Origin of the sequence: Burkholderia sp. Ac-20392, assembly GCF_017104585.1 — a bacterium.
GTDB classification, from domain to species: Bacteria; Pseudomonadota; Gammaproteobacteria; order Burkholderiales; family Burkholderiaceae; genus Burkholderia; species Burkholderia lata.
The window spans coordinates 1-16,849 of the sequence record NZ_JAAGPB010000158.1 but is presented as its reverse complement, the minus strand read 5'-3'; the positions used below and the strand labels follow the sequence as shown (position 1 = coordinate 16,849).

Below are 16,849 nucleotides of genomic sequence, written 5' to 3'. Positions count from 1 at the left end.
GCGTGGCGCGCGCGGCTCGCGAGCGACCGCCGGCTGAAGGTCGGGCTCGTGTGGACGGGCAGCGCGGGGCACCAGCGCAATCCGTTCCGGCGCGTCGGGCTCGAGCGCTATGCCGCCGCGTTCCGCGGGATCGACGGCGTCGCGTTTTATTCGCTGCAACCGGGCGCGAACGCGGATGTCGAGGCGGCGCGCGCGGCGGGCCTCGCCATCGAGGATTTCACGGCGGAACTGACGAGCTTCGACGATACGGCCGCATTCATCGGCGCGCTGGATCTCGTGATCACCGTCTGCACGTCGGTCGCGCATCTGGCGGGCGCGCTCGGCGCACGCACCTGGGTGTTGCTCGACGTGAATCCGCACTGGCCGTGGCTGCTCGAACGCAACGACAGCCCGTGGTATCCGACCGCGACGCTGTACCGGCAACCGGCGTTCGGCGCGTGGGCGCCGGTGATGGAGGACGTGAGCCGCGACCTGCGGGGCCTGGCCGCGCAGCCGGTGCAATCGGCTTAATCGGCGGAGTCTGCCCGGCAGGCCTGAGCGGCCGGCCGGTTCACGGCCACCGGCCGCCGCGGGATGTTGCATTTGGCGGCGGCCGCCACGCACTGCGCAGCGGCCGCGCGTTGCGTCATTCCGGCTGGTCGTCGCCGTTCTTCTTGCCGTTGCGCCGGCGCAGCCCGGGGCCGAACGTGAAGCCGAACGCGAGCAGCACGAGCGACACCGCGAGCACGATGTTGTTGCCGCTCGTCACGTAGGGCGTGAAGCCGCTGGTGCCTTCGATCCGCACGTCGAGCGAGCCGATCGTGAACGGTTTCAGTTGCCCGAGCACGCGGCCGTGCGCATCGATCGCGGCCGTCATCCCCGTGTTGGTCGAGCGCAGCATCGGCCGGCCCGTCTCCAGCGAGCGCATCCGCGCGATCTGCAGGTGCTGGTCGAGCGCGATCGTGTCGCCGAACCACGCGAGGTTCGTCACGTTGACGAGTACGCCCGGCGGCTGCGGGTTGTCGCGGATCGTCGCGGCGATCTCCTCGCCGAACAAGTCCTCGTAGCAGATGTCGGCCATCACGGGCTGGTTGTGCACGAGGAACGGCTTCTGCACGGGGGCGCCGCGCGCGAAGTCGCCGAGCGGCATCTTCATCAGGTCGACGAACCACCGGAAGCCCCACGGGATGAATTCACCGAAGGGCACGAGATGGTGCTTGTCGTAGTGATAGATGTCGCGCGAATTCGGCGTCACGCCGTACAGGCTGTTCGTATAGTCGACGTAGTGGCCGTCCTCGGTCACCGATGCGCCGACCGCGCCGAACAGCACGGCCGAGCCCGTCGTGTCGCTGAACTTGCGGATCGCGACGGCGAACGGCTCGGGCAGCTCCTGGATCATCACCGCGATCGCGGTTTCGGGCGTGACGATCAGGTCGGCCGGCTTCTCGATGATCATCTGCGTGTACATCTTGATCGCCGCGTCGATGCCCGCTTCCTCGAACTTGATGTCCTGCTTCACGTTGCCCTGCAGCAGCCGCACGGTGAGCGGCTTGTTCGCGGGCACGGTCCACGTGACCTGCGACAGGCCGAGACCGGCCGCGATCAGCGCGACCGCGATGCCGGCCGGCGCGGCGATGCGTACGCGCGCATTGCCGGCACGGGGTTCGGCAAGCGGCGACGGCCGGGCGGTGGCGAGCGCCTGCACGACGAGCGCGGCGAACAGCGCGAGCACCCACGCGATCCCGTACACGCCGGCGACCGGCGCGAAGCCCGCGAACGGGCCGTCGACCTGCGGATAACCGCTGGCGAGCCACGGGAAGCCGGTGAACAGGGTGCCGCGCAGCCATTCGCCGAGTGCCCACGCGCTCGCGAACGCGAATGCGCCGTGCCAGGTCGGTGAGAACGGCCGCGGGTCGGGCGTGCGGCGATGCCACGCATGGCCCGCGCAGAACGACCACAGCCCGGCGGAGAACGCCGGGTACAGCGACAGGTACAGCGAGAACAGCACGAGCGCGCCGCCCGCGAGCGGCGCGGCCATCTCGCCGTACACGTGCATGCTGATGTAGAGCCACCAGATGCCGGTGATGAAGTTGCCGAAGCCGAACGCGCCACCGGTGAGCGCGGCGCTGCGCCAGCTTGCGGTGCGCGTGAGCTGCGCGAAAAACCAGACGAATACGACGAGCTGCAGCCAGCCGCCATGCGGCGTCGGTGCGAAGCTGAGCGTATTGGCTGCGCCGGCGAGCAGCGCGGCCGGGTAGTGCCAGCGCGGCAACGCGCGGCCGGGTGTCGGCGCGAGCAGGCCGCCAGCCGGGCGGGACAGGATCGGATCGTCCATGTGAAGCGAAAGTGGGCGAGCGGTTGTGGAACGCGCGGCTGGCGCGCGACGGTCAGTCCTCGTGCGAGGCTTCGGCGCGACGGCTGGCGAGCGGGTTGCGGCGCACCAGCAGTACGTGGACCTGGCGTGCATCGCCGCGCTGGATCTCGAACACGAGGTTGCCGAGCTGCAGCTTCTCGCCGCGATGCGGGACGCGGCCGAAATGATGCGTGATCAGCCCGCCGATCGTGTCGACTTCGTCGTCGGGGAAATCGGTGCCGAACGTCTCGTTGAACTGTTCGATCTCGGTGAGCGCACGCACGCGGTAGCGGCCATCGGGCCCCGAGATGATGTTGCCGGCTTCCTCGTCGAAGTCGTATTCGTCCTCGATGTCGCCGACGATCTGCTCGAGCACGTCCTCGATCGTGATCAGGCCCGCGACGCCGCCGTATTCGTCGACGACGATCGCGAGGTGGTTGCGGTTCACACGGAAGTCGTGCAGCAGCACGTTCAGGCGCTTCGATTCGGGAATGAACACGGCCGGGCGCAGCATCCCGCGCACGTCGAATTCCTCTTCGGCATAGAAACGCAGCAGATCCTTCGCGAGCAGCACGCCGATGACGTTGTCGCGGTTCTCCTCGTACACGGGGTAGCGCGAGTGCGCCTTCTCGAGGACGAACGGGATGAAATCTTCAGGCTTGTCGGCGATGTTGATCGCGTCCATCTGTGCGCGCGGCACCATGATGTCGCGTGCGCACAGGTCGGATACCTGGAACACGCCTTCGATCATCGACAGCGAATCGGCGTCGATCAGGTTGCGCTCGTGGGCATCCTGGAGGATTTCCAGCAGCTCGCCGCGGGATTCGGGCTCGGGCGAGATGAAGTCGGTCAGGCGCTCGAGCAGCGAGCGCTTTTCTTGCGGTTTGTCGGTTGGCTTACGACTGGGATACGAATCGTTCATGGTGGTGCGCCCGGGTCATGCCGGAGCGCGCTGTCACGGAGTAGGCAAGGATACACCAAGGCCACGACGCGACCGTGTCACACCGGCCGCACGGCCAGGGTGGGCAGCTCGCGCGGGCCCCGCTCGCGGACGGCCGCGCCGGGCGCGACATCGTCCTCGGTTCCATCCTATCTCAGAAAAGGGCGGCGGGGCAGCGGCGGCAAAAAACGGGTGCGGAAGGGGCGGGGCGCCATGACGCGGGAAAACGTCCGGCCGGGGCAGCTTGCGGCGGCATTCTGTCGCACACGGACTTCGCCGCGTCGCGGATCAGAACCGCATGCCGGCCGAACAGCCGCCGGCGGCCGCGCCGTTGGTCGCGGCGCCGCCGCAGCCCAGTATTCCGCAGCCGGACAGCACAACGCTCGCGGCGACGATCAGCGCGGCAACCTTGCAACGCGACCAGCGTGACGGTTTCATCGGGAGTGCCCTCGTTCGAATGCGCATGCGGCGCGGCAGCGCGTGGCGGCAAGCCGGGCGCGGTGCCGCGTCACCGGCATCGCGCGAGCAGCCCTTCCAGTGCGCGATCGGGGATGCCGCTCGCGCGCAGCGCGTCGACCGTGCGGCTCACGTAGTCGAGCGTCGTGCCGTAGCGGCCGGCCGCGCAGCCGAACACTTCCTTCACGACGGGATCGGTCAGCTTGCCCGTGTAGGTCGGCGCGTCGCGGCGCATCACGAACGCGAGCGCGTTCACGCGTTCGCCGTTTTCCAGTGAGCACGGCAGCCACGCGGGCCGGTACGAACCCATCGGCATCTCGCGTTTCCACAACGTTTCGAGGTGCGGCTGCGCGGTCGGGCCGGCGAGCCGGAATGCGATGCCCGAGCATGAGCCGCCGCGATCGAGCGCGAGCACGAGGCCCGGGCGTTCAGGGGTGCCGCGGTTCACGCGCGACCACAGGTAGAGCCCACGGTGATAGCCGTGCACCTTGCCGCGCACGGCGGTGACGGTCGGCAATCCCGGGTTCCAGATTAGCGAGCCATAGCCGAACAGCCAGAGATCCTGCTGGCCGTCCCAGTCGCGCATCGTGTGCGCGAGCGAGGCCGCGAGCTCGTCTTCCGTCAGCAGGCGCCCGTCGCCGATCGACGGCGGGTAGGCAGGCGGGAGCGTCGCGGCGTTGCGCATCGTGCAGATGGCTTACTGGTACGGGTTCGGGAAGCCCAGCTTCGCGAGGATGTCGACTTCGAGCGCTTCCATTTCGGCCGCGTCCTCGTCGCTCGTCTCGTGGTCGTAGCCCTGCGCATGCAGCGCGCCGTGCACCAGCAGGTGCGCGTAGTGGGCCGTGAGCGGCTTGCCCTGCTCGTGCGCTTCCTTCTCGACCACCGGGCAGCACAGCACGAGGTCGCCGATCACGGTGCCGTCGGGCGCCGCGTCGTACGCGAAGGTCAGCACGTTGGTCGGGTAGTCCTTGTGACGGTAGCCGGCGTTCAGCGTGCGGCCTTCTTCTTCGCCGACGAAGCGCACGGTGAGCTGCGCGCTGGCGAACAGCGCGGGCTCGATCCATTCCGCGATCAGCTTGCGTTTGGGCAGCGTCTTGCGCACGTCGCTCGTGATTTCGTCGCCGTACTGCACGGACAGGTCGAGTTCCAGCTCGCGCAGCGCGTCTTCGGTGTCGTCTTCGCGCGGTGCGGGCTCGGCGCCCACGTGCAGCGTCACGCTGTCGTAGTGCTCGGGCTGCAGCGCGAGCTTCGCGCGCATGGCCGGATCGTTGTGCTGCGCGACGATCGCGACGGCGGCTTCTCCCGAACTGCCCGACAGGTCGAACATCAGGCTGCGGCCATCCGGGAAGTCGATTCGCAGCCCTTGCGCGTTGACGGTCCGGGCCTTGCCCTTCGCATCGAACAGCGAAAGGCGGGGGGAGGCGGGCGCGGCGGACTGGGCGCGCCCGGACTTGCGAGAACGGGAGGATTTCATGACGCGTGCGGCGATTAGGACGCGTTGAGGATACACCAAACGGCCGATCGCACCCGAATTCAGGCAGGCGAAAAAAAGCCCGGCGCGCCGTCTGGCGGGCCGGGCCGGGCTGTCGGGCCGGGGCGGCGTGCGGGCGCCGCCGGCCGGTCAGCCGTCCTGGTGCTGCGCGTGGAATTCGTCGTATGCCTCGACGATGCGCGCGACGAGCGGATGGCGCACGACGTCCGCGCTCGTGAAGCGCGTGAGCGCGATGCCGCGCACACCGTTGAGCACCTGCTGCGCCTCGACGAGGCCGCTCTTGTGCCCGCGCGGCAGGTCGACCTGGCTCGTGTCGCCGGTCACGACCGCCTTCGAGCCGAAGCCGATCCGCGTGAGGAACATCTTCATCTGCTCGGGCGTCGTGTTCTGCGCCTCGTCGAGGATGATGAACGCGTGGTTCAGCGTGCGGCCGCGCATGTACGCGAGCGGCGCGATCTCGATCATCTGGCGCTCGAACATCTTCGCCGTCTTGTCGAAGCCGAGCAGGTCGTACAGCGCGTCGTACAGCGGACGCAGGTACGGGTCGACCTTCTGCGCGAGATCGCCCGGCAGGAAGCCGAGCCGCTCGCCGGCCTCGACGGCCGGGCGCGTCAGCACGATCCGCTTGACCTGGTCGCGCTCGAGCGCGTCGACCGCGCAGGCGACCGCGAGGTAGGTCTTGCCCGTGCCGGCCGGCCCGATGCCCAACGTCACGTCGTGCGACAGGATCTGCTTCAGGTACTCGCGCTGCGCCGGCGTGCGGCCGCGCAGGTCGGCGCGCCGCGTGTAGAGCTTCGGCGCGGGCTCCTCGTCCGGCTCGCTGGCGTCGAGCTGCACGACCGGGTCGTCGAACGGATGGTCGGGATCGCCGCGAAAGCGCACGTCGAGCGTGTCCTGGCGGCCGTTGCCGGCCGTGTGGCGCACTTCGACCAGCGCGAGCTGGATGTCGTCGACCGACAGCGCATCGCGCGCGCGGTTGTAGAAGTTCTCGAGCGCGGCGAGCGCGAGCTTGGCGCCGCGACCGCGGATCGCGATCCGGTGGCCGCGTCGCGACAGCGTGACGTCGAGCGCCTGTTCGATCTGCCGCAGGTTCTCGTCGAGCGGGCCGCAGAGGTTGGCGAGGCGCGCGTTGTCGTCGCGCGGCGCGACGAATTCCAGTGCTTGGGTCGGCTTCAAAGTGGCGTCGGGCTCCTGTTGAGCGTCAGTCAGTGGGTGGCCGCGCTCGCGTCGTCGCTGACGAGCACGAGCTCGCCGCGCAGCGAATGCGGGTACGCATGGTTGATCTTCACGTCGATCATCTGGCCGATCAGGCGCGGGTGCGACGCGAGCGGCGCCGGGAAATTCACGACCCGGTTGTTCTCGGTGCGGCCTGCGAGTTCGTTCGGGTCCTTGCGCGACGGGCCCTCGACGAGGATCCGCTCGACCTTCCCGACCATCGACTGGCTGATGCGCGCGACGTTTTCTTCAATAGTCGCCTGCAGATGTTGCAGGCGTTTGAGCTTCACTTCACGCGGCGTGTCGTCGTGCAGGTTCGCGGCCGGCGTGCCGGGGCGCGGGCTGTAGATGAACGAGAAGCTGGTGTCGTAGCTCATCTCGTGCACGAGCGCCATCATCTTGTCGAAATCGTCCTCGGTCTCGCCGGGGAAGCCGACGATCATGTCGGTCGACAGCGACAGGTCCGGGCGGATCGCGCGCAGCTTGCGGATCACCGACTTGTATTCGAGCACCGTGTAGCCGCGCTTCATCGCCATCAGGATGCGGTCGGAGCCGTGCTGGACGGGCAGGTGCAGGTGGCTCACGAGCTTCGGCACCTTCGCGTAGGTGTCGATCAGGCGCTGCGTGAATTCCTTCGGGTGCGACGTCGTGTAGCGGATCCGCTCGATGCCGGGGATGTCGGCGACGTATTCGATCAGCGTCGCGAAATCGGCGATTTCCGACGAGCCGGCCGCCAGCGCGCCGCGATACGCATTCACGTTCTGGCCGAGCAGCGTGACTTCGCGCACGCCCTGGTCGGCGAGGCCTGCCACTTCGGTCAGCACGTCGTCGAGCGGGCGCGACACTTCATCGCCGCGCGTGTACGGCACCACGCAGTAGCTGCAGTACTTCGAGCAGCCTTCCATGATCGACACGAACGCGCTCGGCCCCTCGACGCGCGCGGGCGGCAGGTGGTCGAACTTCTCGATTTCGGGGAACGAGATGTCGACCTGCGCACGGCCGCTCTCGCGGCGCGCGTCGATCATCTGCGGCAGGCGGTGCAGGGTTTGCGGGCCGAACACGAGGTCGACGTACGGCGCGCGCGACACGATCGATGCGCCTTCCTGGCTCGCGACACAGCCGCCGACGCCGATCAGCAGGCCGGGCTTCGCTTCCTTCAGTTCGCGCACGCGGCCGAGATCGGAGAACACCTTCTCCTGCGCCTTTTCACGCACCGAGCACGTGTTGAACAGGATGATGTCCGCGTCTTCCGGCGTATCGGTCTTTTCGAGGCCTTCGGCCGCATTCAGCACGTCCACCATCTTGTCCGAGTCGTACTCGTTCATCTGGCAGCCGAAGGTCTTTACGTAAACTTTCTTGGTCATGGGGGTTCGCCGTTCGCAGTGGTTGACCTGGGGGCGTCGTCTATAGGGTGAATCGGGACGGCCGTGCGCTGCACGCGGATGGCGCGCAGCCAGCATGAAAAGCCGTCGGGAAAGCCTTTCATTATAGCTTTTCATGCTGGCGGGGACGGGGGGCGGGTTGCGGTCGCGCGACGCCGTCCGTCACGTTCCGACCCCTGAACGGTGGCGTGCCGGCCGTCAGCGGCAAGCGTTCAGCAGGTCTTCGTGCGCGGCTTCCTCGCGCGCGAAGCGTTCGGCGAGAAAGTCGAGCAGCACGCGCACGCGCGGCGCCATGTAGCGCTTGCCGGGATAGATCGCATGCAGGGGCGCGCTCTGGTGCCGCCAGTCGGGCAGCAGGACCTTGAGCCGCCCGGCGCGGATGTCGTCGGCGACATCCCAGATCGAGTTCAGCACGATGCCGCGGCCGCGCAGCGCCCATTCGCGGGCGAGGCCGCCGTCGTTGGTCTCGAACGCGGTGGCAAGCGGCACCGTGCAGGTCTGCGTGTCGTGGCCGCGCGTGAAGCGCCACGTGTTCATCGGGCCGGACGCCACCGTGATCACGTTGCATGGAAAGCGGGCCAGATCGTGCGGATCACTCGGCACGCCGTGGCGTTCGATGAAAGACGGCGCCGCGCACGGCACACGCCGGTCCGCGGCGAGCCGGCGGGCGATCAGCGCGCCGTCGGGCGGCGCCGCGAAGCGGATCGCGAGGTCGATCTCGTCCTGCCACAGGTTCACCGTCGAGTCGGACGCCGTCAGCGAGAACGTCACGTCGGGGTAGCGCGCGGTGAATTCGTCGAGCCAGTCGAGCAGCCGCCGGCGGCCGAATTCGGACGTCGCCGACAGCCGCACCCGGCCGCCGACGACGTTGCGCCCGGCCTGCAGCAGCGCGTTCGCGTCGTCGAGCGCCTGCAACGCCTGCCGGCAGCCGTTCAGGTACAGGCGGCCCTCGTCGGTGAGCCGCAACTGCCGGGTCGAACGGTCGAACAGCCGGGTGGCGACCGCCGCCTCGAGCTTCGCGAGGCGCGCGCTCGCGGCGGCCGGCGTGAGGTTCAGCTTGCGCCCGGCGGCGGACAGGCTGCCCAGTTCGGCCGCTTCGACGAACAGCCGGATATCGCCCAGTCGATCCATGCGATTTTTCAGAATTATTTGAAAATGGTTCAAATGCCACGCCAATTATCAAATATAGGCATCTTCGGGACAATGCGCACATCCTGCCTTTTGTGCGGCGCGGCACCGACCGGCCGCCGCGTCCGCCGCCTTCCGGAGAACGTCATGCCCATCCCGTTACTGGCGCTTGCGATCAGCGCCTTCGCCATCGGTACCACCGAGTTCATCATCATGGGCCTGCTGCCCGAGGTCGCGCACGACCTGGCCGTGTCGCTGCCGTCGGCCGGCCTGCTGGTCACGGGCTACGCGCTCGGCGTCGCGGCCGGCGCGCCGCTGCTCGCGGTGCTGACGAGCCGCATGCCGCGCAAGGCCGCACTGCAGTTGCTGATGGCGATCTTCATCGTCGGCAACGTGCTGTGTGCGACCGCGTCCGGCTACGCGATGCTGATGGTCGCGCGCGTCGTCACGTCGTTCGCGCACGGGTCGTTCTTCGGGATCGGCGCGGTGGTCGCCGCGTCGCTCGTGCCGACCGACAAGCGTGCGAGCGCGATCGCATTGATGTTCACGGGGCTCACGCTGTCGAACGTGCTCGGCGTGCCGTTCGGTACTTTCGTCGGCCAGTTGCTCGGCTGGCGTGCGTCGTTCTGGATCGTCGCCGCGCTCGGCGTGCTGGCGCTCGGCGGCGTCGCCGCGCTCGTGCCGAACCGCCACGACAGCGGGCCGGTCGGCCTCGGCCACGAAGTGCGCGTGCTGAAGGAGCCGCAAGTGTGGCTCGCACTGTTGATGACCGTGCTCGGCTTCGGCGGCGTGTTCGTCGTGTTCACGTACATCGCGCCGATTCTCCAGTCCGTGTCGGGCTATTCGCCGCGCGCGGTCGCGCTGATCCTCGTGCTGTTCGGCGCGGGGCTGACGATCGGCAACACGCTCGGCGGCAAGCTCGCCGACCGCGCGCTGATGCCGTCGTTGATCGCGATCCTCGTCGCGCTGATGGCCGTGATGGTCGTGTTCGCCAAGACGAGCCACCATCCGGTCGCGGCGGCCGTCACCGTGTTCGTATGGGGAATCGCCGCGTTCGCGACGGTGCCGCCGCTCCAGGCGCACGTGGTCGAGAAGGCCGCGAGCGCGCCGCATCTCGCGTCGACGCTGAACATCGGCGCGTTCAACGTCGGCAATGCGCTGGGCGCGTGGCTCGGCGGCCTTGCGCTGGAACACGGCCTCGCGCTCGACGCGCTGCCGTGGGTCGCCGTCGCGGTGACGTTCGCGGCGCTCGTCGTCACGTGGTTCGCGATGCGGCTCGATGCGCGCGGGCCGGCACGCGGCGCGGCGCCCGCGGCGCGATGAGCGGTGGCAATTACCGGTGCAATGAGCGGCGCCCGTGCGACGCGATAGCGGCGGGAAATGGTTCGCGAGGAACGCATTCCTCCGCGATGCTGATAACGGTGTGAAGATAACTTCGTTTGCCGGCGCAAGACCGGGTGATAGCGTCTCGATACGCGCCGTTGCTGGCGCAACCCGATTCCGATCCCGGCTTACCCCATACGCAGGGCTGCACATGCGGCCCGGAGGCAATGCTATGTCTTCATCCCTGGCGCTGGTGCGCGACGTGTCTTCCTTCGAGTCCGGCAACGCCGCCGATGCGCGGGCGTCCGCGTCGCTCGACGTTCTCGAACAGGTCGTCGGCGTGAACCTCGCGCGGTTGCGCGCGGAGCGGCAGCTGTCGCTCGATGCGCTCGCGCGGCTGTCCGGCGTGTCGCGTGCGATGCTCGCGCAGATCGAGTCGGCGCGCAGCGTGCCGTCGATCAAGGTGCTCTGCAAGATCGCCGCGGCGCTGAAGGTATCGGTCGCCGCCTTCCTGCGCCGCCATGCGGTGAACGGCTTCGAGCATCTGGCGGCCGAGCGTGCGTCGCGGGTCGTCAGTTCGAACGGCCGTTTCTCGGCGCGCGCGCTGTACCCGGAAGGCGAGCCGGCCGCGGCCGAGTTCCACGAGCTGCGGATCGCGCCGCTGCATACGGAGCCGGGCGCCCGCCGCGCGCCCGGCACGACGATCAACCTCGTCGTCAGCGAGGGCACGCTCGAAGTCAGCGTGCATGACCGCCGCCAGTTGCTCGCGACCGGCGATGCGATCGTGTTCGATGCCGACCAGCCGTACAGCCTGCGCAACCCGGGCGACAGCGAAGCGCGGGCGTTTCGCGTGACGGTAAGCCCCGAAGTGCCGCCGCGCTGGCTCGTGCCCGACACGGCGCACGCGGCTCATGCCGCGCACGCGGCCGGCTGATCGCGCAACGCAGGTCGCACGGAAGCGGGCTGCGTGCGCGTCGTTCGGGCGCGATCGCGAGGCGCCCGTCGGCCGTTTGGACGATGCCGTTAGACGGGGTCGTCAGTAAGGTTTTAACAGGTGTTCGCTGCGCCGCGCGCGCAGCTGTTGTATGCTTGGCCCGCCGCAGATGGGGTTGCTCCATCCGGCAATCAGTGCGTCTTCAGGGCGGGGCGAAATTCCCCACCGGCGGTAGGCTGGCGTAAGCCGGCGAGCCCGCGAGCGCCCGCGCATCCGCGCGGGGTCAGCAGATCTGGTCGAATGCCAGAGCCGACGGTCATAGTCCGGATGAGAGAAGATGTGCAGATAGTCATGTCCGTCAGGACCGCTTCGCCATGCGTGCGAAGCGGGTTGTCGTTCTGTCTGTTTGCAATGCCCTGAAACGTTTTTCGCCCAAATCGTATTAGCGAGGAGCGTTTCACATGTCCTTGATGTCCGTTTCGTCGGCACCCGCCGACGCCTTTGCCGATCTCCCGTTGCTGGATTCCGAACCGGTGCCGCCGCGCATCGCCGCCGCGCTCGATGCGATGCGCGCAGGCCGTGCGGTCGTGCTGCAGGACGACCACGACCGCGAGAACGAAGCCGACCTGATCGTTGCCGCCGAGCGCATCACGCCCGAGACCATGGCACTGCTGATCCGCGAATGCAGCGGCATCGTGTGCCTGTGCCTGACCGACGACACGGTGCGTGCGCTCGAGCTGCCGCCGATGGTGCAGACCAACGAGAGCCGCAACGGCACCGCGTTCACCGTCTCGATCGAGGCACGCGAAGGCGTGCATACGGGTGTATCGGCCGCCGATCGCGTGACGACGATCCGCGCGGCGATCGCGGAAGATGCGAAGCCGCACGACATCGTGCGCCCCGGCCACGTGTTTCCGTTGCGTGCGCAACCGGGCGGCGTGCTGGCACGCCGCGGTCACACCGAAGGCACGGTCGACCTGTCGATCCTCGCGGGCCTGAAGCCGGCCGGCGTGCTGTGCGAGCTGATGAACCCGGACGGCACGATGACGCGCGGCGACGATGTCGAGCGTTTCGCGCAACAGCACGGGCTGCCGATGCTGACGATCGCGGAACTCGTCGAGTTCCGCGAGGCGCTGGCCGCCGCGCGCGAGCGCTGCTGCGAACCGGCCTGAGGGAAGGGGAGCGCGGGCGCGCTCGAGCGCCCGTGGTTCGGCGTGCGTGAACCGGCGCACGCCGGATTGTCCCGATCAGCCCGATCGGGACGGCACGACCATCAGGACTGCACGTCTCCGAATTCGCCGCGCACGCCGGCTTCGACGAACGCCGGCAGTTCGTCCATCTTGCGCATGATCCGCGTGATGCCCATCGCGCGCAGCGCGTCCGCGTAGTTGTCGGGGATGTGGCTCGCGCCGACGAACGCGATCGTCTTCATGCCTGCCGCACGCGCGGCATTCAATCCCGACACGCTGTCCTCGACGACGATGCAACGCTCCGGCGCGACGCCGAGCGTGTGCGCCGCATGCAGGTAGACGTCGGGGTAGGGCTTCGGCCGCGCGACCTGCTCGGAGCTGAACACGCGATCGCCGAAGATCTCGGTGAGCGACGCGCGCTTCAGCGAGCTGCGCACGCGCGCGAGCCGGCTGTTCGACACGACGGCCGCCGGCAGGGTCACCTTCAGCAGCGCGTCGCGCACGCCGGAGATTGGCGCGAGCGATTGCGCCAGCGCGCTCTCGATATTGTGCTCGATGGTCTCGATGAAATTGGCGGGCATCTCGATCCCGAAGCGGGATTCGATTCCCGCCAGGAAGCGCGACGTCTGCTGGCCGAACGCCGACTTGGCGGCGGCCTCGAAATCGAGATTCGGGAACGTGGCGGACAGCGTGTCGAGCAGTACGCGGTCGGCGATGACTTCGCTGTCGACGAGCACGCCGTCGCAGTCGCAGATGAGGTGATCGAGCATGGTGGTGAAAAAGCGGGATGTCGGCGACGCAGATCAATTCGCCATCATACGTGCTTTCACGCACATGCCGCGCGACGCTTCGGCAAATTTTCCCGATGCGATCGCGCGCTCGCGGTGTGTCGTCCGGGTGGGCCGCCGATCGTCCGGCGGCGGCCCGCTTGCGCGGTTCGCCGCCGCTTGCTACCGGTGACGTTACAGCTCGATTACGCGCCCCGTTTTCCATGACGTCATCGCGGCCTCGGCGAGTTCGAGCGCGGCGAGCCCGTCGTCGATCGTCGTGCGGACCGGCGTGCCGTCGCGCAGCGCGTCGACGAAGTGCGCGATCTCGGCCGCGTATGCATGCCGGTAGCGCTCGAGGAAGAACGGCTCCGGCACATCCGTCGCGATGCCGGCCGCGAGCCACGCGCTCACCTCGGTCGGCCGCACGTTGCCGGCCTGCAGCATCCCGTTGCTGCCGAGCAGTTCGAAACGCTGGTCGTAGCCGTAGGCCGCGCGCCGCGACGTGTTGATCTGGCACAGCAGCCCGCGCCGCGTGCGGATCGTCACGGCAGTCGAATCGATGTCGCCCGCGTCCTGCACGGCCGGATCGGTCAGGCAGCTGCCGGTTGCGTGCAGCGTCTGCGCTTCGTCGCCGAGGATCCAGCGGAACACGTCGAAATCGTGGATCAGCATGTCCTTGAAGATGCCGCCCGAACTGCGGATGTAGTCGACGGGCGGCGCGCCCGGATCGCGGCTCGTGACGACCAGCATTTCCGGTGCGCCGATCTCGCCGCGCTCGACGCGCGCCTTCAGCGCGGCGAACGTCGGGTCGAAGCGGCGCTGGAAGCCGATCATGCAGGTCACGCCGCTGCGCCGGACGACGTCCGCGCACGCACGCGAGCGCTCGACGGTCAGGTCGACGGGCTTCTCGCAGAACACGGCCTTGCCCGCGTTCGCCGCCGCGACGATCAGGTCCGCGTGCGTGTCGGTGCTCGATGCGATCACGACTGCCCTGACCGCCGGATCGCCGAGCGCGCGTTCTACGTCGGTCACCTGCGCGCCGTGCGAGTGGGCCAGCGCGTCGGCCGACGGCGCATGCCGGTCGACCACGTACTTCAGCTTCGCACCCGGATGGCGCGCGAGATTCGCCGCGTGGATCTTGCCGATGCGTCCCGCGCCGAACAACGCGAATTCGATCATTCCGTTCTCCTGTTGATTAGGTGATTGTGTGCTGACCCGCGGTTAAAGGCGGCCGCGCAACCTGGCGACGATCATTGACTCGCGAGTTCACCGCGCACGTAGTCGATGCTCGAACGCAGCCGGTCCTCGATGTCGTCGGCTTCGGCGATTTCGTTCGAGAACGGCTCGAACGAGAACGCGCCGCGGTAGCCGCGCGCGAGCAGTTCGCGCAGTTGCCGGATATTGCCGAGCCGGTCGGCGCCGCCGACCAGCACGCGATGGCCGTCGCGCATCCGGTCGACCGGCAGGTCGTGCTCCTCGACGCCCGAGATGTGCACGAGGCCCGTCAGGTTCGGGAAGAAGATGTCCTCGCCCGACAGGTGATGGTGGAACGTGTCGTGCACGAGCCGGAACACCTGCTCGCCCGCCGCGTCGTAGATGCCCTTCACCGCATCCGACTTGCGGCGCAGCGCGCATTCCTCGAAACCGAGCGGCTCGATGAAGCCGAGCAGGCCGCGCGCGTCGAGGATCGGCTTGAGCGCCTTCAGCGCCTTCACGAGATCCGCGTGGCGTACGTCCGCGCTGCGTGTATCGCCGCGGCTGTTGGTCGGGCACAGCACCAGCGCACGCGCGCCGCATTGCGCCGCATAGTCGGCCAGCACGGTCGCCTCGTCCGCGCGCTCGGCGTTCCATTGCTCGAAGCGCTGCAGCGCGTTGATCGTCAGGATCGTCACGCCGCCGGCTTCGGCTGTCGCGCGCACGGCGGCGGCCGGCGTGCCGTCGTCGATCTCGACGCTGTCGAGATCGTTGCGGATCTCGATCGTGTCGACGCCGAGGCGCCGGCACAGCGCGACGTAACGGTCGAACGGCAAGCGCGGTGCGCTCATCCGGTTCAGCGAGAAGTGGAAGGCTTGCGTCATCGTTCTGTCCTTGGGTCTCGAGTGGGGGCTGGTTCGAATCAGGTGCCGGTGCGCGCGATGCCGGCTGTCGGCGGCGCGGCGAGTGCACGCCACGTGTCGCGCAGCCAGTGCGCGCACGCGACGTTGTTGTCGAAGATCGAATAGCGTGCGCCGCCGCCGTAGTCGGGAAACGGGATGAACTCGCAGCTGATCTGCTCGACGCGCGCTGGCCGTACGTGGGCCTGCGCGTGCAGCAACTGCCGAAGCGCAGCCTTCCACGTATCGAGCGCCGCCGCGCGCCATGCGCCGTGATAGGCGCCCGGTGCGGGGGCGACGAACGGATACTGGATGCCGCGCCCGGGCCGGCCGTCGGCGCGGCGCATCCACGGGTTGTCCGGATTGTTCGGCATCACGCTGCGCGCATGTGCATGCCGGACCCAGCCGCGCGCGATCCAGTCGGCGTAGAGGGCGTCGGGCGATGCAGGGTCGAGCAACCGGCGGCCGTTGTCGACTGCGTCGTGCATGCCCGATGCGTCGAGCTCGGCGCGATTGCCGATCTTGAACAGCAGGTGCGAATGATCGAGCGTGATCCGGAACGGCGCGCCGGCCTGTTCGACATGTCGCGCGACGCGTGCGACGAGCGTGAAGTCCTCGCTCCACATGTCGACGTGCACTTCGAGGCTCGGCAGGCATCCGGCCCGCTCGCCGCGCTCGTAGGTGCGCAGGTAGAAATCGGCGACTTCGCGGTCGGACAGCGGATGGCCATCCGCGTGATGTGCATACAGCTGGCAGTTGAGCACCGTGCTGCCGAAACGTGCGCCCGCGTCGACGATCTCGGCGACGTGTGCTTCATCGCGTCCCGCACACCAGATGCCGCCGATCACGCGAATCGGCAGCGCATGGCGTTCGACCAGTGCGAAATACGGCGATAGGTCTTCGCCGCGCGCCGGATTCTTTTCGACGTAGTCGAATACGCCGGCGCCGGCGACCATCCGGAAGCGTTCGGCGGGCGCGGGCAACGGCAGGCCGTCGTGTTCGAGCACGCCGTCGAGGTTCACGCCGATGAGGATCGGTTCAGCCATCGTCTCCTGTCCGCGGTTGTCATGGGATTGGCTGCCCAATGTACGGATGCGCGGCGCGGGCTGCATGACAAACGTTGACGAAAAATCGCCAATGCAGCGGTCGATTTTTTCGCGACGCGCATGCGGCGCGACGGACGGTGTGCCGGACGTCGGAATTCAGGCCGGCAGGTAGGCGCTCGTCCTCACGTTTGCCGGGCAGAACACGCGGAATTCGACCGGATCGGCCGGCGGCGGCTGTTCGACGATCCCGCACGCATGCAGCACGTGCTGCAGCGCGGAAATCACCTGGCCGTCCGGATCCTGGTCGATCGCGAGATCCATCGCGCCGGCTTCGATGAAGGTGCGGTGCAGGTCGATCATCTCGTGGCCGATCCACACGACGCGGCCGGCGGCGCCGGCCTTGCGCAGCGCCGCTTCGATGCCGGCCGAGCCGGCGCCGCTGTTGTAGATCGCGACCACGTCGTCGTGCGCCTGCAGCGCCTTCGTCACGGCGCGGTAGCAGCGGTCGTCCTGGTCGAGCGTCTCGACCGGCTCGTCGTCGCAGCGGA

At 68.4% G+C, this 16,849-nt stretch carries 17 protein-coding genes, 1 pseudogene and 1 riboswitch; of the genes and pseudogenes, 5 read left to right on the top strand and 13 right to left on the bottom strand.

Annotation, left to right across the window (positions count from 1 at the left end; all coding sequences use genetic code 11):
- A pseudogene (locus tag G3N99_RS18670) lies at window positions 1-510 on the top strand (hypothetical protein); the annotation flags it as partial.
- 115 nt (window positions 511-625) lie between these two features.
- On the opposite strand, the gene lnt reads toward G3N99_RS18670, so the two are convergent.
- The 8 genes from lnt to G3N99_RS18630 form a co-directional block, all read right to left on the bottom strand.
- Complete coding sequence (gene lnt / locus G3N99_RS18665; protein ID WP_206123153.1) at window positions 626-2,314, bottom strand: apolipoprotein N-acyltransferase; 1,689 nt, start codon at window positions 2,312-2,314, stop codon at window positions 626-628.
- 52 nt (window positions 2,315-2,366) lie between these two features.
- Window positions 2,367-3,254, bottom strand: coding sequence for a transporter associated domain-containing protein (locus G3N99_RS18660; RefSeq protein WP_011353131.1), 888 nt, complete (start codon window positions 3,252-3,254; stop codon window positions 2,367-2,369).
- A gap of 306 nt (window positions 3,255-3,560) precedes the next feature.
- Complete coding sequence (locus G3N99_RS18655; protein WP_174940259.1) at window positions 3,561-3,710, bottom strand: hypothetical protein; 150 nt, start codon at window positions 3,708-3,710, stop codon at window positions 3,561-3,563.
- A 70-nt stretch (window positions 3,711-3,780) separates the two neighbouring features.
- On the bottom strand, window positions 3,781-4,413 hold the full coding sequence (locus G3N99_RS18650) for a gamma-glutamylcyclotransferase (RefSeq protein ID WP_174940261.1): 633 nt from the start codon (window positions 4,411-4,413) through the stop codon (window positions 3,781-3,783).
- 12 nt (window positions 4,414-4,425) lie between these two features.
- Window positions 4,426-5,202 carry an rRNA maturation RNase YbeY gene (gene ybeY, locus G3N99_RS18645; protein ID WP_174942429.1) on the bottom strand — a complete coding sequence of 259 codons (777 nt, stop codon included), beginning with the start codon at window positions 5,200-5,202 and terminating at the stop codon, window positions 4,426-4,428.
- A 147-nt stretch (window positions 5,203-5,349) separates the two neighbouring features.
- Window positions 5,350-6,396, bottom strand: coding sequence for a PhoH family protein (locus tag G3N99_RS18640; protein WP_166963506.1), 1,047 nt, complete (start codon window positions 6,394-6,396; stop codon window positions 5,350-5,352).
- A 29-nt stretch (window positions 6,397-6,425) separates the two neighbouring features.
- Window positions 6,426-7,799 (bottom strand): tRNA (N6-isopentenyl adenosine(37)-C2)-methylthiotransferase MiaB, encoded by a 1,374-nt coding sequence (gene miaB, locus G3N99_RS18635; protein ID WP_039360028.1) that lies wholly within the window; start codon window positions 7,797-7,799, stop codon window positions 6,426-6,428.
- Between the two features lie 216 nt (window positions 7,800-8,015).
- Window positions 8,016-8,948, bottom strand: a complete 933-nt coding sequence (locus G3N99_RS18630) for a LysR family transcriptional regulator (protein ID WP_206123152.1) — start codon at window positions 8,946-8,948, stop codon at window positions 8,016-8,018.
- A gap of 144 nt (window positions 8,949-9,092) precedes the next feature.
- On the opposite strand from G3N99_RS18630, the gene G3N99_RS18625 reads away from it, so the two are divergent.
- The 3 genes from G3N99_RS18625 (at window position 9,093) to ribB (ending at window position 12,374) form a co-directional block, all read left to right on the top strand.
- The gene (locus G3N99_RS18625; protein ID WP_206123151.1) at window positions 9,093-10,268 is read left to right on the top strand and encodes an MFS transporter; all 1,176 of its coding nucleotides are present in this window, start codon (window positions 9,093-9,095) and stop codon (window positions 10,266-10,268) included.
- Between the two features lie 232 nt (window positions 10,269-10,500).
- A complete protein-coding gene (locus G3N99_RS18620) occupies window positions 10,501-11,202 on the top strand; it encodes an XRE family transcriptional regulator (protein WP_206123150.1) in 702 nt (233 codons plus the stop codon).
- 194 nt (window positions 11,203-11,396) lie between these two features.
- Window positions 11,397-11,545, top strand: a riboswitch (FMN riboswitch).
- Between the two features lie 118 nt (window positions 11,546-11,663).
- On the top strand, window positions 11,664-12,374 hold the full coding sequence (ribB, locus tag G3N99_RS18615; RefSeq protein WP_174942437.1) for a 3,4-dihydroxy-2-butanone-4-phosphate synthase: 711 nt from the start codon (window positions 11,664-11,666) through the stop codon (window positions 12,372-12,374).
- A gap of 101 nt (window positions 12,375-12,475) precedes the next feature.
- Here the strand turns inward: ribB and G3N99_RS18610 are convergent, their stop codons facing one another.
- Entirely contained in the window at window positions 12,476-13,162 is a 687-nt protein-coding gene (locus G3N99_RS18610) for an HAD family hydrolase (protein WP_174942440.1), read from the bottom strand.
- Here G3N99_RS18610 and G3N99_RS18605 point away from each other — a divergent pair.
- A complete protein-coding gene (locus G3N99_RS18605; RefSeq protein ID WP_206123149.1) occupies window positions 13,161-13,352 on the top strand; it encodes a hypothetical protein in 192 nt (63 codons plus the stop codon). The genes G3N99_RS18610 and G3N99_RS18605 overlap by 2 nt on opposite strands.
- Window positions 13,353-13,354: 2 nt before the next feature.
- Here the strand turns inward: G3N99_RS18605 and iolG are convergent, their stop codons facing one another.
- From iolG to G3N99_RS18585, 4 genes are all read right to left on the bottom strand, one after another.
- The gene (gene iolG / locus G3N99_RS18600) at window positions 13,355-14,341 is read right to left on the bottom strand and encodes an inositol 2-dehydrogenase (RefSeq protein WP_206123148.1); all 987 of its coding nucleotides are present in this window, start codon (window positions 14,339-14,341) and stop codon (window positions 13,355-13,357) included.
- Window positions 14,342-14,412: 71 nt separating this feature from the next.
- Window positions 14,413-15,240, bottom strand: a complete 828-nt coding sequence (locus G3N99_RS18595; protein ID WP_206123147.1) for a TIM barrel protein — start codon at window positions 15,238-15,240, stop codon at window positions 14,413-14,415.
- 38 nt (window positions 15,241-15,278) lie between these two features.
- Window positions 15,279-16,301 (bottom strand): xylose isomerase, encoded by a 1,023-nt coding sequence (locus G3N99_RS18590; RefSeq protein WP_206123146.1) that lies wholly within the window; start codon window positions 16,299-16,301, stop codon window positions 15,279-15,281.
- 156 nt (window positions 16,302-16,457) lie between these two features.
- Window positions 16,458-16,849 (bottom strand): substrate-binding domain-containing protein (locus tag G3N99_RS18585; RefSeq protein WP_206123145.1); only part of this gene is annotated, 392 nt, incomplete at its 5' end.